This window comes from Paraburkholderia sp. A1BS-2L (assembly GCF_051125205.1).
Classification (GTDB): Bacteria; Pseudomonadota; Gammaproteobacteria; order Burkholderiales; family Burkholderiaceae; genus Paraburkholderia.
The window spans coordinates 909,816-927,916 of sequence record NZ_CP120428.1; the positions used below are offsets into that span (position 1 = coordinate 909,816).

Sequence of the window (18,101 nt, forward strand, 5' to 3'; positions counted from 1 at the left end):
GGTGTTCAGCTGCTTTTTGATGTGGTTCGCGAGCGCGCTGAACGCGACCAGCGGATGCGCGCGGCGCGGCTCGCCAAGCCAGCGGCCGACGACTACGCCGGCAACGGCGAGGGCGGCGGTGGCGGGCCGGCTCAGCGTTGTCAGCACGATGGCGGCGCTTTGAGCACGAGCGGCAAACCGGCCGCCACGAGCGTTGCGCGGTCGGCGAGCGCGGCGATGCACTGGTTCAGGCGGCCGAGTTCATCGACGTAAAGGCGCGTGGCCGCGCCCATCGGCACCACGCCCATGCCGATCTCGTTGCTCACCACGAGCACGGTGCAGTCGGCGCGCTTTGCGCGCTCGCAGGCGGCGGCGAAGGCGTCGAGGCGGGCGCGCCAGTCGGGCAGCGGCGTCTCGGACTCGGGCGGGCACAGCAAGTTGGCGAGCCAGAGCGTGAGGCAATCGATCAGCACGCACTGGCCGGGCGTGGCCGCGGCGTCCAGCGCGCCCGCGAGATCGTGCGGCGCGACGATCAGCCCCCAATGGGCGGGCCGCCGCGCGCGATGATGCGCGACACGCGCGGCGAATTCGGCATCGGCATGCGCGCCACCGGGCATGCTGGCGGTGGCGATATAGGTGACTGGCAGGCCGCTTTCGGTGGCGAGGCGTTCGGCGTAGGCGCTCTTGCCCGAACGCGCGCCGCCGACGATGAAGGTGAAGTCGCGTGAAATCATCGTGCGATTGTAGCGGCCCGCGCAAGCCTGTTTCTAATGTGAGCAGTCCCTTCTCGGGGCAGATTGACGGCGAGCGCGGCGGGAGCGCGTAGCCTGGCACGCCTTTACGGCGCGAGGGGCTGAAAACGGCGCATTTCAGCGAGGCCTGCCGCTTTAGTACAGCACCATCTGCGTGCAACGGAACAGCGCGGTGGTTTTGCCGTCCGGGCCTGTCACGGTGGCATCCCAGATTTGTGTGCTGCGCCCGAGATGCACGCCGGTCGCGACCACGCTCAGCGTGCCTTCGCGCGCCGTGCCCAGAAAGTTGCTCTTGAGCTCGATGGTGGTGAAATTCTTCGCGCCTGGCGGCAGGTGCGCGAAGCAGCCATAGCCACAGGCCGTATCGGCCAGGCAGATGACCGTGGCGGCGTGCAGGAAGCCATTGGGCGCGAGCAGTTCACTGCGGATATCGAGTTCGCCGCGCAGCAGCCCCTGATCGAGCGCGAGCGCGCGAAAGCCCATCAGCTCGGGCAGCCGGCCGCGCTGGCGCTGGTGCAGGGAATCGATGGTGATATCGGTGCGCAAGATGCTCATGGCAGGAGGTTCCTTGATTGTCGGAAAATAGGGACGAAGCTCGGCGCAGGCACGGGCCCGGACTTCGGCGCCGCCGCATTTGCCGATATTATCGGACGGTTGCGTCGGCGCATCGGTGTGCCGCGCGGCTTCCCGGCGGCTCGCGCGCGCAACGGCGTGGCAGCGGCGGCATCGGCGGAAGCGAAATCGGCAGAATTCGGCAGAATCGGCAAACCGGCTGGCCCGCGCGCCAGCCATCCTGACGGGAGCATTCATGACGGTGATCGTGGTGGCGAACCCCAAGGGCGGCGTTGGCAAGAGCACGCTGTCCACCAATCTGGCCGGCTATTTTGCGGCACAAGGCGAGTGGGTCGCGCTCGCGGATCTCGACCGGCAGCAGTCGGCGCACGCATGGCTCGAGCTGCGGCCCGAGACGCTGCCCGCCATCGAGAGCTGGAGCGTCGATCTCGATAACCCGGCGAAGCCGCCCAAGGGGCTCGAGCACGCCATCATCGACACGCCGGCGGGGCTGCACGGCAACCGGCTCGCCGCGATCGTCGCGCTCGCGGACAAGGTGATCGTGCCGCTGCAGCCCTCGATGTTCGACATTCTCGCGACCAAGGACTTTCTCGACCGGCTCGCCAGGGAAAAGGCGGTGAGAAAGGGCGCCATCAAGGTGGGCGTGGTGGGCATGCGGGTGGACGCGCGCACGCGCTCGGCCGAGCAGCTGCAGCGTTTCGTGGAGGGGCTGGATTTGCCCGTGCTGGGCTATGTGCGCGACACGCAGAACTACGTGCAGATGGCCGCCCACGGGCTCACGCTATGGGACGTCGCGAAAAGCCGCGTGGAGAAGGATCTCGACCAGTGGCGCTCGATTATCGAGTGGGTAAATGCCAAATGAGCAGCACATAAGCGGCAACCCCGGCGGCGCCTGCCTTGCCTGCGGGCGGCGCCGGCGCTCAAGGCCGAGGCCGCCCGGGTTTGGCGCGATCAGGTCCAGCTTTGCGTCGGCACGTGGTCGCGGCTGCCCTTGATGCGGTTGTTCTCGTCGACGAACACGAGGTCCGGCTTCCAGCCCGCCTTCAGCTCTTCTTCTTCCACATTCGCGAAAGCCGCGATGATCACGAGGTCGCCCAGTTGCGCGCGGCGCGCGGCCGAGCCGTTCAGCGAAATCATGCCGCTGCCGCGCTCGCCCTTGATCGCGTAGGTCGTGAAGCGCTCGCCGTTGTTGATGTTCCAGATGTCGATGCGCTCGTTTTCGACGATGTTCGCCGCTTCGAGCAGGTTCTCGTCGATCGCGCACGAGCCTTCGTAGTGCAGCTCGCAGTGCGTGACGGCGACGCGGTGAATCTTCGACTTGAGCATATGGCGTTGCATGGTGAGTCTCCTCATGCGAGCGGGCGCGCGGCCCGCCACGGGTAATACGGGAAAAATCGGCTGGAAAACGTATGAAACGGCGCGCCGCGCTCAGATCTCGAGGTTGTCGATCAGGCGCGTGGGGCCCAGCTTGGCCGCGGCCAGCACGACGAGCGGCGCATCCGCATCGGCGGCAACGCCGGCTGCGGGGGGCAGCAGGTTCGCGCGCTTGCGGATGGCGATGTAGTCGGGCTGCCAGCCGCGCGCGGCGAGCGCGGCCATCGCTTCGAGTTCGAGTTGCTGGAAGTCGTGGCGGCCCGAGAGCACGGCTTCGCGAATCCCGCGCAGCGCGAGCGCCAGTTGCGGCGCTTCCGCGCGCTCGGCGGGCGAGAGATAGCGGTTGCGCGAGCTGAGCGCGAGGCCGTCGGTGTCGCGCACGGTTTCGGCGGCAATGATTTCGGTCGGCAGCGCGAACTGCTGGCACATCGCCCGCACGATCATCAGCTGCTGGTAATCCTTCTTGCCGAACACCGCCACGCGCGGCTGCACGCACGACATCAGCTTCATGACGACCGTGCACACGCCTTCGAAAAAGCCGGGCCGGAACTCGCCTTCGAGAATGTCGCCCAGATTGTGCGGCGGATGCACGCGGTATTCCTGCGGCTGCGGATACATGTCGGCCTCGGTGGGCGCGAACAGCACGTAGACGTTTTCCTTTTGCAGCTTCTCGATGTCGTCCTGGAGCGTGCGCGGGTATTTGTCGAAATCTTCGTTGGGGCCAAACTGCAGGCGGTTCACGAAGATGCTGGCGACCACCGGGTCGCCGTGCTGGCGCGCGAGGCGCATCAGCGAGAGGTGGCCTTCGTGCAGGTTGCCCATGGTCGGCACGAACGCGGTGCGGTTTTGGCCGCGCAACTGGTCGCGCAGTTCCTGAATCGAGCTGATGACTTTCATGATCGGATGCGTTATGCCTCGCACGGGGCAAGACGGGTTGCGGCAAGCGGATGGCGCGCGGCGCGGCCGCCCGGATGGCGTGCCCGGCCCGTCAGGGGCAGGCGCGGGCGATTGTAGAGGATTTGCGCTCGCGGCGCAGCCGTTCCGGATGGGGGGTTATCCTGGCCTGGCTTGACGGGGTCTTATCGCCCCATCATCGAGCGTCAGGCGGAGCGCCGGGCGCGCCGCTAGGCCGGGAGATAGGCGAGGCGCACGTAGATCGGCGCAAACGGCTCGGCCTGGGTGATCTCGATGAGCGACTCGCGCGCGAGCTCGAGCATGGCGATGAAGTTCACGACCACCACGGGCACGCCGCGCGTGGTGTCGAAGAGCTCGGAGAACTCCATGAAGCGTGCGCCCTGGAGCCTGCGCAGGATCACGCTCATGTGCTCGCGCACCGAGAGCTCCTCGCGCGAGATCTTGTGGTGCTGGACCAGCTTCGCGCGCTTGATGACGTCGGCCCATGCGGCGCGCAGGTCGTTGCTGTCCACGTCGGGAAAGCGCGGCGTGATGCTCTGCTCGATATAGACCTCGGCGCGCAGGAAGTCGCGGCCGAGCTGCGGCAGACGGTCGATGCGCTGCGCGGCGAGCTTCATCTGCTCGTATTCGAGCAGGCGCCGCACGAGTTCGGCGCGCGGGTCTTCGGCTTCCTCGCCCGTGTCGGCCTTCTTGACCGGCAGCAGCATGCGCGACTTGATCTCGATGAGCATGGCCGCCATCAGCAGATATTCGGCGGCGAGCTCGAGGTTGGTCTTGCGCAGTTGCTCGACGTAGCCGAGGTATTGCGTCGTGACATCCGCCATCGGGATGTCGAGCACATTGAAGTTCTGCTTGCGGATCAGGTAGAGCAGCAGATCGAGCGGGCCTTCGAACGTTTCGAGGAAGACTTCGAGCGCGTCGGGCGGGATGTAGAGGTCTTGCGGAAGCTTGAAGAGCGGCTCGCCGTACAGGCGCGCGAAAGCGACGCCGTCGACCGTGTCGGGCGTCGAATCCGTGGCGGGAGCGGTGAGTGCGTCACCCGCGCTGGCCGGGCTCGCCGCAGCGTGATGCGCTTCGGCTGCGGCCGGAAGGGCATGACCCGCGGCGGCCTTCCCTTCGGCCTCATTAGCCATGTCGGCCCCGTCGGCCTCGGCCATCAGAAGTTCTGGTAGTAGACGTAGGGCGTTTGCTTGACGCGCGAGGCTTGCTGGCGCTCGCGCTCGTCGAGGTCGAGCGGCTGCTTGTCCCAAAGGAGCGCACGGCCTTTGCGCTGCTGCTCTTCCAGGCCGGGCTTCTGCTCTTTGAGTTGATTCAGGAACTGCGTGATTTCCGACTGATACATGGCGAATGTCCGTCGCGGGTAGTTTGCGATTAGTGCGATTCAGTGTGATTGACGCGTGTCGGCGGGAATTTTACCGCAAGCGCGGGACGGGGAACATCCGCACGGGCGATGCCGGGGCCCCGTCCCCGGCAGCCATGGTGCCCGGTTACAACGCATCTTGCGGCCCTTTTTGCGCCGCATCCTGGGGTTTTCGAGCGCCGATGTGGTGAAATAACGCGTTTGCGCCCGCGCCCGGCGTGTGCAACGGAAAAAAGAAACACGGCTGGAGGTTTGTTTGGCGGGAAGGGTGAACGAAGCGGTGCGCGTGCAGCAGCGTCCCTCGCGGGTGACGCGGCGCGGGCACGCCGTTGCGCGCGTGCAGACGCGCTCGCTGCGCTTCGCCGCGTGGCTCGCCGTGAGCCTTCTCGTCAGCCTCATGAGCGCGGCGCCCGCGCGGGCCGATCTGGTCGATTTGCTGCCGTGGTCGCACAAGCGCACCTATTACGACGTCGAAGTCCAGAGCTCGCCGCGCGAGCTGGCCAAGCTGCTCGAAGCGCACCTCGACATCGCGCGCTTTTCCACGCGGCCAGGCGTGAGCGACGATCAGTTCGACTTTCTCATCACCGCCACGCCGCAGCAGGTGCGCGACCTTGCGTCCACGGAAGGCTATTTCACGCCCGTCGTGCGAACCGACGTGCGCAGCGGCGAAAACGGCAAGCGTCGCGTGATCGTGCATGTGGATGCGGGCCCGCGCACGACCATCTCGGCGGTGAACCTGACCTTCACCGGGCCGGTGCTGAGCGAGGATCCCGCGCAGGAAAACGCCGCGCGTTTTGCGTTCTCGCTGCACGAGGGCGAAGCCTTCACGCAATCCGGCTGGAGCGGCGCCAAGAGCGCGGCGCTCAGGACGCTGCAGGCGCGCCGCTACCTGGGCGCGAAGATCGTGCGCTCCGAGGCGCGCATCGACCCGCTCAAGCATGACGCGAAACTTTCCGTCACATTCGACAGCGGCCCGACCTTCACGATGGGGCAGATCGACGTCTCGGGCACGCGGCGCTACCCGGAGCGGATCGTGAACAATGTGAACCCGATCACCCCCGGCGAAATCTACGATGTCCACCGCGTGACCGAACTGCAGCGCCAGGTCCAGAATACGCCGTACTACGCGAGCGTGGCCATCGACGTCGACGACAACCCGAAAAAGCCCGAGCAGACGCCGCTGCACGTCAAGGTAAGCGAGTATCCGTACAACAGTTTCCGCGGCGGCGTGGGCTACTCGACCGACACCGGCGCGCATGTTCAGGGCTCGTACACCTATCTGAACACCTTCGGTTCGGCATGGCCGCTGGAGCTTTCGGGGCGGCTCGACCAGATCCAGAAGTACGGCCAGATCCAGCTTTCGATGCCGCCGGGCGAGCATGCGTGGACCAACAGCGTGCTCGCGTCGTACACGACCACCGACGTCTCGGATACCACGATCTACAGCCTGCGCGCGGGCGTGCAGCGTACGCGCACGTCGCAGAACATCGACTTTGCGTATTCGCTGCTCTACTACCAGGATCGCCTCTACCAGAACGCCGGGCCGCCCACCATGGCCCGCGCGCTGATGCCCGAGTGGTCGTGGACGCGCCGCAACGTCGACGACCCGCTGTTTCCGCGCTCTGGCAACGTCGTGCGCGTCGAGGCGGGTTTCGGCGTGAAGGGCGCGGGCTCCGACGCCACCTTTGTGCGCGGCTACATGCGCGGCCAGCAGTACCTGCCGATCGGCCGCGACGACATCATGGTGTTTCGCGCCGAGATGGGCGGCGTCTTTACAGGGAGCAGTTCGTCGAGCGTGCCGGCGTCGCTGCTGTTTCGCGCGGGCGGTTCGAACTCGGTGCGCGGCTACGCGTTCCAGAGTATCGGCAACAACGTCGACGGCTCAATTCTGCCGACCAAGTATCTCGTGACCGGGTCGGCGGAATATCAGCACTGGTTCAATCACGACTGGGGCGGCGCGGTGTTCTTCGATGTCGGCACCGCCACCGATACCTGGGGAGAAAAGGTCTTCTATCCGGGCGCGGGTTTCGGCGCACGCTGGCGCAGCCCCGTCGGCCCGGTCAATCTCGACCTCGCGTACGGCTTTCGCGACCGCCGGGTGCGGCCCTACGTGACTCTCGGTATCGCTTTCTGATCATGACGCTCGCCACGTTTCGCGCTGTTTCGACGCCGCTGCCCGCCAGGGGGCGCTCCGCCAACGGGCGTTCCGCCGTGCGGGGCGACGCATGAGCGCGCGCGAGCGCTGGCGTCGCGCGGGCTGGCCCGTGCCTGCGGTGGCGTTTGCCGCGCCCTCGGAGGGTGGCGGGGCGCTGCCCTCCGGAACACCACCGGGCGGCGATGGCGCGAACGGCAGCAGTGGCGCGGATGCGCCGCCGCCGCGCCGCCGGCGCCGCCTGTGGAAATCGCTTGCGTGGGCGGTTGCGGCGCCCGTGCTGATCGTGGCGCTGGTGGCCGGGCTCGTCTATGGCGTGGCGACGACCGAGCGCGGCACGGCCTGGGCCTGGCGCGTCGCCGTCAAGGCGCTGGGCGGGCAGCTCGCAGGCCGGCTCGATGGCGGCACGCTCGCAACGGGTCTGCGCCTGCGCGACGTGCGCTGGCGCGGCAAGGACGGCACCACTTTCGCGGTCGACCGCGCGAGCGGCCAGTGGGCGCTGGAGATCCACGAGGGGCGCCGCTGGCGCTTCGTGCTCGATTATCTGCATGTGGGCGACATCGACGCGCGCATTGTGCCGTCCACCAAGCCTTCGTCGCCAATGACGCTGCCGGGCGACCTGCGGCTGCCGCTCGCGCTCGAGATTCGCGATTTGCGCGTGGCGAAGCTCACATTGCACGAAGGCGCCTCGGCCACCGAGTTCTCGAACTTCGCATTCCACGCGCGCAGTGACGGGCGGCATCACGAGGCGGCCGTCGAGCAGCTCGACACGCCGTTTGGCGCGGTGAACGCGAGCGCGAAGCTCGACGGCGTGCGGCCGTTCGCGCTCTCGGGCGACCTCGGCTATGCGGGCAAGGTCAACAAGGAGGACGTGCAGGTGAGTGCACGCCTTGGCGGGTCGCTGGAGGCGCTCACCGCCGATATCGCGGCGAGCGGCATGAAGCTGACGGGGCAAGCCCACGCCGAGGCGGCGCCGTTCGCCGCAGTGCCGCTCAAGCGCGTGACGCTGGCCTTCGATCACGTGAACCCGCAGGCGTTTTCGCCGGGCGCGCCGTTCGCCGACCTCGCGCTGCGCGCCGACCTCGCGCCCGCGCAGGGCGGGGTCAAGCCGTTGGTGCCTGAGGCGGCGTCGCAAGCCGCGGCGTCCGGGGCAAAGGGCGCGTCGGGCACTGCGCCGGCTCTTGCCGCGGGCTTCGCATCAGGTGCATCAGGTGCATCGGGCGCTTCCGGCGCTTCCGGCGCTTCCGGCGCCGCGGCGCGTCACGAGAACGCCAACGCAGCGGGCTTCACGGTCGCGGGCACGGTGTCGATCGTCAACGCAAAGCCGGGCGCCATCGACGCGCATCTGCTGCCGCTCATCGACGCGCACACGAATGTCGTGCTCGATGCGCACACGCAGCGCCTCTCGAACCTGAACGTGCGGCTCGTGAAGAACGCCACGTTGACGGGCGGCGGCGTGCTGAGCGGGCGCAATGGCCGCTTCGACCTCAAGGTGGCGGCACTCGACCTGAACGCGATCGAAGCGAGCGTGGTCCCGACCCAGCTCGCGGGACCGGTCACGGTGCGCCTCGCCGGCGACGCGCAGAGCGTCGCACTCGATCTCGCCGATCCGAAGGCCGCGCTGCGCCTGCAAGGCAAGGTGACGCAGGATCCCGCGCGCCTCGCGTTCAACGACGTGCGGCTGAGTTCGGGTGCCGGACGTCTCGATCTCTCGGGCGCGCTCAAGCATGACGCCAATTCGAGCTACACGCTCAAGGCGGTGCTGACCGATTTCGATCCGCTCTCGCTGACGTCGCAGGCGCCGGCGCGCACAGACGCGGCGCACAAGGCAGCGCACAAGGCGGCGCAGCCCGCGGCGCCCACCGATGCGCAGCGCGCGGCTGAAAAGAACGCCCTGAATCCGAGGCGCAACCTCGCGCTCAATCCGGCGATGAACCCCGCGCTCAATCCGGCGCAGACGAGCGAGCAGGCGGACGCGCAGAATGTCGCGCGCAATACGACCCAAAGCGCGACCCAAAGCGCGACTCGAAACGCCACGCAAGCCGCCGCCCCCAAAACGCCCCCGCCGAAAGCGGCCCTGCGCAAAGCCGCGCCGAAGGCCCCGGCGCGCCGCATCACGGCGCGCGTGAACGGCACGCTCAACGCAAGCGGCATGCTTGCGCCCACCTTCACAACGAAGGCCGAGTTCAAGCTCGGCCCGAGCGTCTACGACGACTTGCCGCTCACCGGCGAGGGCCTCGTCCAGCTCGCGGGCTCGCGCATCCTGCCGAGCCGCGCGAACCTCTCGGTCGCGGGCAACACCGTCGACCTGCAGGGCAGCTTCGGCGCGCGCGGCGACCGCCTGCGCTTTCGCGTGGACGCGCCGCAGCTCGACCGGCTCGGCTTCGGCGTCGCGGGCCAGCTGGCAGCGAGCGGCGACCTGACCGGCACGTTTGCGCATCCCGACGTGACGCTCGACTACAAGGCCGAGAACGTGGTGTTCGGCGAGAACCACGTTGGCCACGCCGAGGGCCGCGCCGAGGCGCGCGATGGCGCGAACGGCGCGCTCGCCTTCAGCGCCGATGCGAGCGGCATCGCCGTGGCGGGCGTCGACATCACGACGCTGAGCGCGCGCCTTGCCGGCACGCGCGCGAAGCACACGCTCACCGCGAGCGCGAAGGGCAGGCTGCAGGGGCAGCCGATCGACGTCGCGGTGGCGGCCAACGGCAAGCTCTTGGACACCCGCGAAGGCACGCGCTGGGACGGCACGGTGACGCAACTCGAGAATCGCGGCGTGCCGGGTGTGAAGCTGGAGGCGCCGGTGACGGTGAGCGCGGGACCGGGCAAGCTCACGCTTGGCGCGACGCGCATCGCTGCCGTTGGCGCCTTGCTTGACTTGAAGTCGTTCGACCTCGATCACGGCCGCATCCGCTCGGCGGGCGCGCTCACGAACGTCTCGCTCGCGCGCATCCTGCAGTTGCGCCAGCAGTTCACGGGCGTGCCGTCCACGCTCAGATCGGACCTGATCTTCGATGGCGACTGGGACTTCTCGCTCGGCCAGAGCGCGAGCGGCTATGTGCAGGTGAAGCGCCGCTCGGGCGACATCACGACCGAGATCGGGCGCGGGTTTGCCTCGCTTGGCATCGGCGATCTCCATGCGCGCGCCGCCTTCAGCGGCGGCAACCGGCTCACGTTCACGGCGCATGCGCAGGCGAGCCGCGTGGGCGTGCTCGACATCGACACGAACACCACGCTGGTGGCGCGCGACGGCATCCTCACGATAGCCGACGAAGCACCGCTCGGCGGCACGATCAAGGCGAACGTGCCCTCGCTCAAGACCACCGGCGGCCTGCTGGGCCCGAGCTATCTGCTCGACGGCCATCTCGCGCTCGACCTCGCGCTGGGCGGCACGGTCGCGAAGCCGAACCTCACGGGCTCGCTCGTCGGCGACGGCATTTCCGCCACGGTCGTCGATCAGGGCGTCGAGCTGAAGGACGGCGTGATACGCATCGCGCTCTCGAAGAATCTCGTCGACTTCCAGCAGGTCGAGTTCCACGGTGCGACGAGCGGCACGCTGCGCGCGACGGGCCGCGTGCGGCTCGACAATGCCGAACCCGATCTCACCGCGAGCATCATCGCTGACAAGCTCGAGCTTTTTGCTTCGCCTGACCGCAAGCTGTCGCTGTCGGGCAGCGCGACCATCGCCAATGGCGGGCATCTGGGCGGCATGCAGATCGATGGCAAGTTCACCGTCGATCACGCGCGCTTTGACATGCCCGAGTCAGCCGCGCCCGCGCTCGGCGATGACGTCGTGATCGTGCGCCCCGACGGCACGACCACGGGCGGCGTGCCGCCGCCGATCGAGGAGACGGCGTCGAAAAAACCCGCGCCGCGCTTCTCGCCGCGCTCGAACATCGCCATCAGCCTCGGGCGCGACTTCCGCTTCCATGGCCAGGGCGCGGACCTGGGACTGGCCGGCACGATCACCGTGAACAGCGCGCCCGATGTTCCGCTGCGCGCGGTCGGCAACGTGCGCGTGACCGAAGGATCCACGTACACGGCGTTCGGCACCAAGCTCAACATCGAGAACGGCTTCTTCACCTTCAATGGACCGGTCGGCAATCCGGGCATCAACATTCTCGCGATGCGGCGCAACCAGCAGGTCGAGGCGGGCGTGCAGGTGACCGGAACGGTCCAGGCGCCGGTGGCGAAGCTCGTTTCCGAGCCGAACGTGCCCGACAGCGACAAGCTTTCGTGGCTGCTGTTCGGCCACGGCACCGACCAGGGCAACAACGTCGGCCAGCAGAACGCGATGACGACGGCGCTGGCGCTGCTCGGCAGCGAGCAGGGCAAGCGCATCGCGCAGAGCATCGGGCTCGATGAATTCTCGATCGGGCGCAGCGAGGTCGGCCTCACCGATCCCGAGGTTGTGATGCTGTCCAAAGCCATCAACGAACGGTTCGTGCTCGGCTACGAGCAAGGGCTGCAGTCGGCGTCGAACGCGATCAAGGCCACCATCAACCTCACGCGCTATTGGTCGGTGACCGCTTATGGCGGCACGTTCTACGGCGCGGACGTGCTCTATACGCGGCGCTACGATCGCATCCGGTGGTAGCCGCAAACAAAACACCCCGCAGCGCAACTCGCCTGCGGGGTGTTGTCTTCTGCTAGCGAAGCCCCTCTCGCGAGGGGAACGCGGCGTTGTTTTACCGCACGCGCATGCCCGGCTTCGCGCCGCTATGCGGCTCGAGAATGTACAGGCCCGGTTCGGCCTTCTCGTCGGTGGCGGATGCCGCGAGCACCATGCCTTCGGACATGCCGAACTTCATCTTGCGCGGCGCGAGGTTCGCGACCATCACCGTGAGCTTGCCTTTGAGGTCTTCGGGCTTGTACGCAGAGCGGATGCCCGAGAACACATTGCGCGTCTTGCCTTCGCCCACGTCGAGCGTGAGTTGCAGCAGCTTGTCCGAGCCTTCCACAATGTTGCAGTCGACGATCAGCGCCACGCGCAGGTCGATCTTCGCGAAGTCGTCGATGGAGATGACTTCGGGCGTTTCGTCCGATTTGTCGGCAGCGGGCTTCTTCGCAGCTTCCTTCGAGGCCTTCGACTTCTTGCTGGCGTCGGCGGCCGCGGGCGCTTCCGTGGCCTGCAGCGAGTCGCGGTTCGCGGCGAGCAGCGCTTCGATCTGCTTCGGGTCCACGCGCGTCATGAGGTGCTTGTACGCGTTGATCGGCTGTTGCGACGACAACGTCTTGCCGGTGTCGGCCCACGTGAGCGGCGCGATCGCGAGAAACTGCTCGACGCCCTCGGCGAGCGTGGGCAGCACCGGCTTCATTGCCAGCGAAAGCAGGCGGAATGCTTCGAGGCTCACGCTGCAGGTTTCGTGCAGCGCCGCCGCGTTGGCCGGGTCCTTCGCCTGTTCCCACGGCTTGGCCGTATCGACGTATGCGTTCACCGCGTCGGCGAGCTCCATCGTGTGGCGCAGCGCGCGGCCATACTCGCGCGCCTCGTAGTGCGCGGCGATCTGCGGGATCGCCGCGCGCAGTTGCGCGATGAGCGGATGATTCATCGCGCTGTCCTGCACGCGGCCCTCGAAGCGCTTGATGAGGAAGCCCGCCGCGCGGCTCGCGATGTTGATGTACTTGCCGACGAGGTCGCTGTTCACGCGCGCCTGGAAGTCGTCGAGGTTCAGGTCGAGGTCTTCCATCGAGCTATTGAGCTTGGCCGCGAAGTAGTAGCGCAGCCACTCGGGATTCAGGCCCGTGTCGATATAGCTTTGCGCGGTGATGAAGGTGCCGCGCGACTTCGACATCTTCGCGCCGTCCACCGTGAGAAAGCCATGCGCGAACACGTTGGTGGGCGTGCGATGGCCCGAGAACTGCAGCATCGCCGGCCAGAACAGCGTGTGGAAGTACAGGATGTCCTTGCCGATGAAGTGGTACTGCTCGGTCTTCGTGTCGGGCTTGACCCACGCGTCGAAGTCGAGGCCGCGCTTCTCGCACAGGTTCTTGAAACTCGCGTAATAACCGACGGGCGCGTCGAGCCAGACGTAGAAGTACTTGCCCGGGGCGCCTGGAATCTCGAAGCCGAAGTACGGCGCGTCGCGCGAGATGTCCCAGTCGGCGAGCTTCGATTCGCCCGCGTCGCCGAGCCACTCGCGCATCTTGTTGGTGGCTTCCGGTTGCGCGAGGCCGCTCACCCAGCCGCGCAGGAACTGCTCGCAGCGCGGGTCGGAGAGGCGGAAGAAGTAGTGTGTCGAGGTCTTGCGGATGGGCGTGGCGCCGGAGACCACCGAATACGGGTTCTTCAGGTCCGTGGGCGCATAGGTCGAGCCGCACACTTCGCAGCTGTCGCCGTACTGGTCTTTCGCGCCGCACTTCGGGCACTCGCCCTTGATGAAGCGGTCCGGCAGGAACATGTTCTTGAGCGGATCGTAGGCCTGCTCGATGTCGCGCGTCTCGATGAGGTCCGCCGCCTTGAGCGCGAGGTACACCGATTCCGAGAGCACGCGGTTCTCGTCGGAGTCCGTCGAGTAGTAGTTGTCGAACGATACGCCGAAGCAGTCGAAGTCGCGCTTGTGCTCTTGCCAGACGCGCGCGATCAGCTGTTGCGGCGTGAGGCCTTCCTTCTCGGCGCGCAGCATGACGGGCGTGCCGTGGGTGTCGTCGGCACCGACGTAGTAGACCTCGTGGCCATGCATTCGCAGCGCGCGAACCCAGATGTCCGTCTGGATGTACTCGACCAGATGGCCGATGTGGATCTGCCCGTTGGCATAGGGCAGAGCAGACGTGACGAGGATCTGGCGGCGGCCGCTTTGAACGGTAGACGCGCCGGCTGCGACGAGGTCGGTGGCGGGTGCTGACATAAGTGGGGGGAATCCGATGTTGCGGGGGAAACGACGATTTTAGCAGGGCGGGGGCGGGGCGCGTTCGGCCGGGGAAGGACGGCCCACGCGCATGCGGACGCACATGCAAAAATGCCAGGCAAAAAAAACCGGGGCAGGATGGCCCCGGAGCAACAACGACAAGAGGAGAATGGTGACGCGGCGGCGTCGCCGCACACGTACCGTAAAGAAAGACAGCGGAGTTGGGGGAGAGTTCGAAAAATTTTCAATCCGCTAACTTCGCCCGCCGTGGGTCTGCCCGAAGGCCTGCCTGCTGCAGTTTGCGCACGCCCAAAACACAAGCGGGACGGCTTGCAGCCGTCCCGCTTCATGGTATTGCCGGCGCCGCGATATTGCTGATGCGGCGCCGCGAGGCGCGCTTAGCCCCCCTGATGCTGCGCCGTCGCGCGCAGATAGATTTCCACGCGGCGGTTCGCGGTGCGGCCGGCTTCGGTGCTGTTGTCCGCGATCGGCTGGGTGTCGCCGCGGCCTTCGGCGGCCATGCGCTGCATCGGGATGCCGCGCGACGCCAGGTAGTTGACCACGCTCTGCGCGCGGTTGACCGACAGCGTCTGGTTGTAAGCGGGCTGGCCCGTGTTGTCCGTATGGCCCACGACCTGCGCGACCACTTCCGGGTTCTGCTGCAGCGTCTGCGCGACCTGGTCGAGCACCGGCGCGAACGACGGCTTGATCGCGTAGCTGTTGGTGTCGAACGTCACGTTGCTCGGGATGTTGAGCTTGAGCGAGCCGTCCGGCTGCTCGCTGATCTGCGTGCCGGTGCCCTTGGTGGCGCCGGAGAGCTTGTTGTGGATGGCGGTCCAGTTGTAGCCCGTGATGCCGCCGACCAGCGCGCCGGCGCCCGCGCCGATGGCTGCACCCTTGCCGCCGCCGAAGATCGCGCCGATGGCCGCGCCCGTGCCAGCGCCGACACCGGTGCCGATGGCGGTGTTGGTACCCTGCTCGGTTGCACAACCGGCGACGAGCGCACCGGCAACGGCGAAGACGGACAGGCGGGTCAAGATTCTTGTGTTCATTTTCAATCCTCTCTTGGGTGGAACTGCACAGTCGCTTGTGCCGGTCACTGCGCCCGATTGGGCCCGATTGGGCCCGATTGGCCTCAGGGTCTTCGGACGGCGCGCGGCTGCAACTACTACAATGACGACTTGGGCACATGCGCGAGTCGTCTGGCAATGATGGGTCCTTTTTTGCGACGGCTTGACAAGTGCACATTCGGCACAAGCAGCGGTGCAAAAAGGGCCGATGCCGCGAAGCGTGCCTTGCCGCGGGCATTTGCGCAATCCAGCTTAACAATTTCTTGCGATTTCCGGCGCTGACATGACACCTCACGGCATTCCGGCCGCGCGGGCGCCGGCGCATTCTTGCACACGGAGTTTGAATGAGCATTGATCGGGCATTGGTCGACGCCGCGCTGGCGGCCCTCGTGGATCCGAACACGGGCAAGCCGTACGCAACGGCAAAAGGTGTGCGAAACGTTACGGTCGACGGCGATACGGTTGGCGTCGAAATCGTGCTCGGCTATCCGGCAAAGAGCCAGTACGACGCGGTCCGCGCCCAGGTGGAAGGCGCGCTTGCCGGCGTGCCCGGCGTCAAGGCGAGCCGGGTCGCGGTGCGCCATGAGATTACCGCGCACACCGTGCAGCGCGGCGTGAAGCTGTTGCCGAACGTGAAGAACATCGTCGCCGTGGCCTCGGGCAAGGGCGGCGTGGGCAAGAGCACGACTGCCGTGAACCTCGCGCTCGCGCTGGCGGCCGAAGGCGCCTCGGTCGGCGTACTCGACGCGGATATCTACGGCCCGTCGCTGCCGATGATGCTCGGTATCGTTGGCCGCCCGCAATCGCCGGACGGCCAGTCGATGGACCCGCTCGAAGGGCACGGCGTGCAGGCCAACTCGATCGGCTTTCTGATCGAGCAGGACAACCCGATGGTCTGGCGCGGCCCGATGGCCACCTCGGCGCTCGAGCAGTTGCTGCGCCAGACCAACTGGCGCGAGCTCGACTACCTGGTGGTGGACATGCCCCCGGGCACGGGCGACATCCAGCTGACGCTCTCGCAGAAGGTGCCGGTCACGGGCGCGGTGATCGTGACGACGCCGCAGGACATCGCGCTGCTCGACGCGAAGAAGGGTCTCAAGATGTTCGAGAAGGTGGGCATTCCGATTCTCGGCATCGTCGAGAACATGGCCGTGCACGTTTGCTCGAACTGCGGTCACGCCGAGCACATCTTCGGCGCGGGCGGCGGCGAACGCATGGCGAAGGAGTACGGCGTGGAGGTGCTCGGCAGCCTGCCGCTCGACATCGGGATTCGCGAACAGGCCGACTCGGGCCATCCGAGCGTGGTGGCCGATCCGGCTGGCTCGGTGGCCGCGACTTACAAGGCGATCGCCCGCCGTATCGCGATCCAGATCGCGGAGCGCGCGCGCGACATGAGCTCGAAGTTCCCGACCATCGTCGTGCAGAACACGTGAGCCGCGCATCGCGCGGCTGGCGGGCCAGGCCGGCAAACTGTCCCTGTTTGAGCCGATACCGAGCCGAGGCCGCGTGGCGTACCTCGTTAAGCCTTGCTGCATAAGGCTTGCGGCGTGTGTGGCAGCGCTCACGCGGGGCGCGCACAAGGCCTTGCGCGCGGTATCATGTGACATTCAAGGGTCCGGATCGACGGGCGCAGGGGCGCACCGCGTGCGGACATGAGGATTGCATGGGCAAAGGAATCGAGAGGGGAGACGCAAGGCGCGCGGGCCGCGCAGCCCTGCTGGCCGTGGCGGCGTGCATGCTGCTGGCCGGCTGCACCAGCTTCATGGGCCGGCAGGACAAGCGTGCGCTCGCACAGGTCTTGCCTGTCGTCGGCAGCCAGGTGCGGGGCACCGTCTCGTTCGTCGAGCGCTCGGACGGCGTGCAGGTGAGCTACAACCTTCTTGGCCTCGCGCCCGACAGCGACCACGCGGTCCAGGTCCACGATCGCGGCGACTGCAACGCTGCCGACGCTTCGAGCGCCGGCAGCGTGTTCGCGCCCGCGGCCGACCGCCTCAAGCCGGGCGTGCGCGTGGAGGGCGATCTCGGCAATATCCACGCGGATTCCAACGGCGTCGCCATCGGTTTCATCGTGGCGCCGGAGGTCTCGCTCGACGGCGTGCGCTCCGTTTTGCAACGCGCGGTGCTCGTGCATCGCGACCCCATCGATCCCTACGCCTTTCCTGCGCGCGGCACCGGCCCGGCGCTCGCCTGCGGCGTGATCAAGGCGCAGTGACGCGCGGCCGCACCGCACGCGATGACGCCCCGCCTAGGGGCGCCTCGCGTGCACTTCCAGGCACGCCGATCCACATCGCGTAAAATAGGCGCCTTTCGTACAGCGGCGGCGCGCCGCGAAGCGGGCGGCAGAGCGCGCGAGGCGCGCTTTCGGGCCATTCCCGCGCCGCTTCTGCGTTGTTTCCGGCGTTATCTTTTTTCGTTCCCCGTTTTTTCTGGACCGTAGCCCAACATGGCAATCAAATCCGACAAGTGGATCCGGCGCATGGCCGAAGAGCAGCAGATGATCGAGCCGTTCGTGCGCGACCAGGTTCGCATGTCGGAGGACGGCCGCAAGATCGTGAGCTACGGCACCTCGAGCTACGGCTACGACATCCGCTGCGCCGACGAATTCAAGATCTTCACGAACATCAATTCGACCATCGTCGACCCGAAGAACTTCGACGAAAAGTCGTTCGTGGACTTCAAGGGCGACGTCTGCATCATCCCGCCGAATTCGTTCGCGCTCGCGCGCACGGTCGAGTACTTCCGCATTCCGCGCAACGTCCTGACCGTGTGTCTGGGCAAGTCCACCTATGCGCGCTGCGGGATCATCGTGAACGTGACGCCCTTCGAGCCCGAGTGGGAAGGCTATGTGACGCTCGAATTCTCGAATACGACACCGTTGCCTGCCAAAATCTACGCGAACGAAGGCGTGGCCCAAGTGCTCTTCTTCGAGAGCGACGAGGTCTGCGAGGTGTCGTACGCGGATCGCGGCGGCAAATATCAAGGCCAGCACGGCGTCACGCTGCCCAAGACCTGAGTTCGAGCGCACCACCACCCACCGCACACACGACATATGGGGACCGCTGCGCATCATTAGCAGCGGTC

The 18,101-nt window shown here is 67.0% G+C and carries 14 protein-coding genes; 6 read left to right on the forward strand and 8 right to left on the reverse strand.

Going from position 1 to position 18,101, the window contains the following annotated elements:
• Positions 1 to 140: 140 nt before the first annotated feature.
• Positions 141 to 713, reverse strand: a complete 573-nt coding sequence (gene cobU / locus P5W98_RS04095) for a bifunctional adenosylcobinamide kinase/adenosylcobinamide-phosphate guanylyltransferase (RefSeq protein WP_434718353.1) — start codon at positions 711 to 713, stop codon at positions 141 to 143.
• A 153-nt stretch (positions 714 to 866) separates the two neighbouring features.
• Positions 867 to 1,286: a PaaI family thioesterase gene (locus tag P5W98_RS04100; RefSeq protein ID WP_421073908.1), complete on the reverse strand. Its 420-nt coding sequence runs from the start codon at positions 1,284 to 1,286 to the stop codon at positions 867 to 869.
• Positions 1,287 to 1,539: 253 nt separating this feature from the next.
• Here P5W98_RS04100 and P5W98_RS04105 point away from each other — a divergent pair, with 253 nt between their 5' ends.
• Complete coding sequence (locus P5W98_RS04105; RefSeq protein WP_434718354.1) at positions 1,540 to 2,166, forward strand: AAA family ATPase; 627 nt, start codon at positions 1,540 to 1,542, stop codon at positions 2,164 to 2,166.
• An 89-nt stretch (positions 2,167 to 2,255) separates the two neighbouring features.
• Here the strand turns inward: P5W98_RS04105 and panD are convergent, their stop codons facing one another.
• The 4 genes from panD to P5W98_RS04125 all read right to left on the reverse strand — a co-directional run bounded on the left by panD (position 2,256) and on the right by P5W98_RS04125 (position 4,935).
• Complete coding sequence (gene panD / locus P5W98_RS04110) at positions 2,256 to 2,642, reverse strand: aspartate 1-decarboxylase (protein ID WP_028221186.1); 387 nt, start codon at positions 2,640 to 2,642, stop codon at positions 2,256 to 2,258.
• 90 nt (positions 2,643 to 2,732) lie between these two features.
• A complete protein-coding gene (panC, locus tag P5W98_RS04115; protein WP_421073766.1) occupies positions 2,733 to 3,575 on the reverse strand; it encodes a pantoate--beta-alanine ligase in 843 nt (280 codons plus the stop codon).
• 227 nt (positions 3,576 to 3,802) lie between these two features.
• The gene (locus P5W98_RS04120) at positions 3,803 to 4,726 is read right to left on the reverse strand and encodes a segregation and condensation protein A (RefSeq protein ID WP_421073767.1); all 924 of its coding nucleotides are present in this window, start codon (positions 4,724 to 4,726) and stop codon (positions 3,803 to 3,805) included.
• Between the two features lie 23 nt (positions 4,727 to 4,749).
• Positions 4,750 to 4,935 carry a DUF3460 family protein gene (locus tag P5W98_RS04125; RefSeq protein WP_129561447.1) on the reverse strand — a complete coding sequence of 62 codons (186 nt, stop codon included), beginning with the start codon at positions 4,933 to 4,935 and terminating at the stop codon, positions 4,750 to 4,752.
• A 274-nt stretch (positions 4,936 to 5,209) separates the two neighbouring features.
• Between P5W98_RS04125 and P5W98_RS04130 the strand changes: the two genes are divergently transcribed.
• Positions 5,210 to 7,087 carry an autotransporter assembly complex protein TamA gene (locus P5W98_RS04130; protein ID WP_421079146.1) on the forward strand — a complete coding sequence of 626 codons (1,878 nt, stop codon included), beginning with the start codon at positions 5,210 to 5,212 and terminating at the stop codon, positions 7,085 to 7,087.
• A 91-nt stretch (positions 7,088 to 7,178) separates the two neighbouring features.
• Positions 7,179 to 11,699, forward strand: coding sequence for a translocation/assembly module TamB domain-containing protein (locus tag P5W98_RS04135; RefSeq protein ID WP_434718355.1), 4,521 nt, complete (start codon positions 7,179 to 7,181; stop codon positions 11,697 to 11,699).
• Positions 11,700 to 11,790: 91 nt separating this feature from the next.
• Here the strand turns inward: P5W98_RS04135 and metG are convergent, their stop codons facing one another.
• Together metG and P5W98_RS04145 are read right to left on the reverse strand one after the other, a co-directional pair.
• Entirely contained in the window at positions 11,791 to 13,950 is a 2,160-nt protein-coding gene (gene metG, locus P5W98_RS04140; protein WP_434718356.1) for a methionine--tRNA ligase, read from the reverse strand.
• A 398-nt stretch (positions 13,951 to 14,348) separates the two neighbouring features.
• Positions 14,349 to 15,002 carry an OmpA family protein gene (locus tag P5W98_RS04145; protein WP_421023405.1) on the reverse strand — a complete coding sequence of 218 codons (654 nt, stop codon included), beginning with the start codon at positions 15,000 to 15,002 and terminating at the stop codon, positions 14,349 to 14,351.
• Positions 15,003 to 15,364: 362 nt separating this feature from the next.
• On the opposite strand from P5W98_RS04145, the gene apbC reads away from it, so the two are divergent.
• From apbC to dcd, 3 genes are all read left to right on the forward strand, one after another.
• Positions 15,365 to 16,453: an iron-sulfur cluster carrier protein ApbC gene (apbC, locus tag P5W98_RS04150; protein ID WP_421023406.1), complete on the forward strand. Its 1,089-nt coding sequence runs from the start codon at positions 15,365 to 15,367 to the stop codon at positions 16,451 to 16,453.
• A gap of 230 nt (positions 16,454 to 16,683) precedes the next feature.
• Positions 16,684 to 17,232 carry a superoxide dismutase family protein gene (locus P5W98_RS04155; RefSeq protein ID WP_434718357.1) on the forward strand — a complete coding sequence of 183 codons (549 nt, stop codon included), beginning with the start codon at positions 16,684 to 16,686 and terminating at the stop codon, positions 17,230 to 17,232.
• Between the two features lie 231 nt (positions 17,233 to 17,463).
• On the forward strand, positions 17,464 to 18,033 hold the full coding sequence (dcd, locus tag P5W98_RS04160) for a dCTP deaminase (protein WP_129561453.1): 570 nt from the start codon (positions 17,464 to 17,466) through the stop codon (positions 18,031 to 18,033).
• The last annotated feature ends 68 nt before the right edge of the window (positions 18,034 to 18,101 follow it).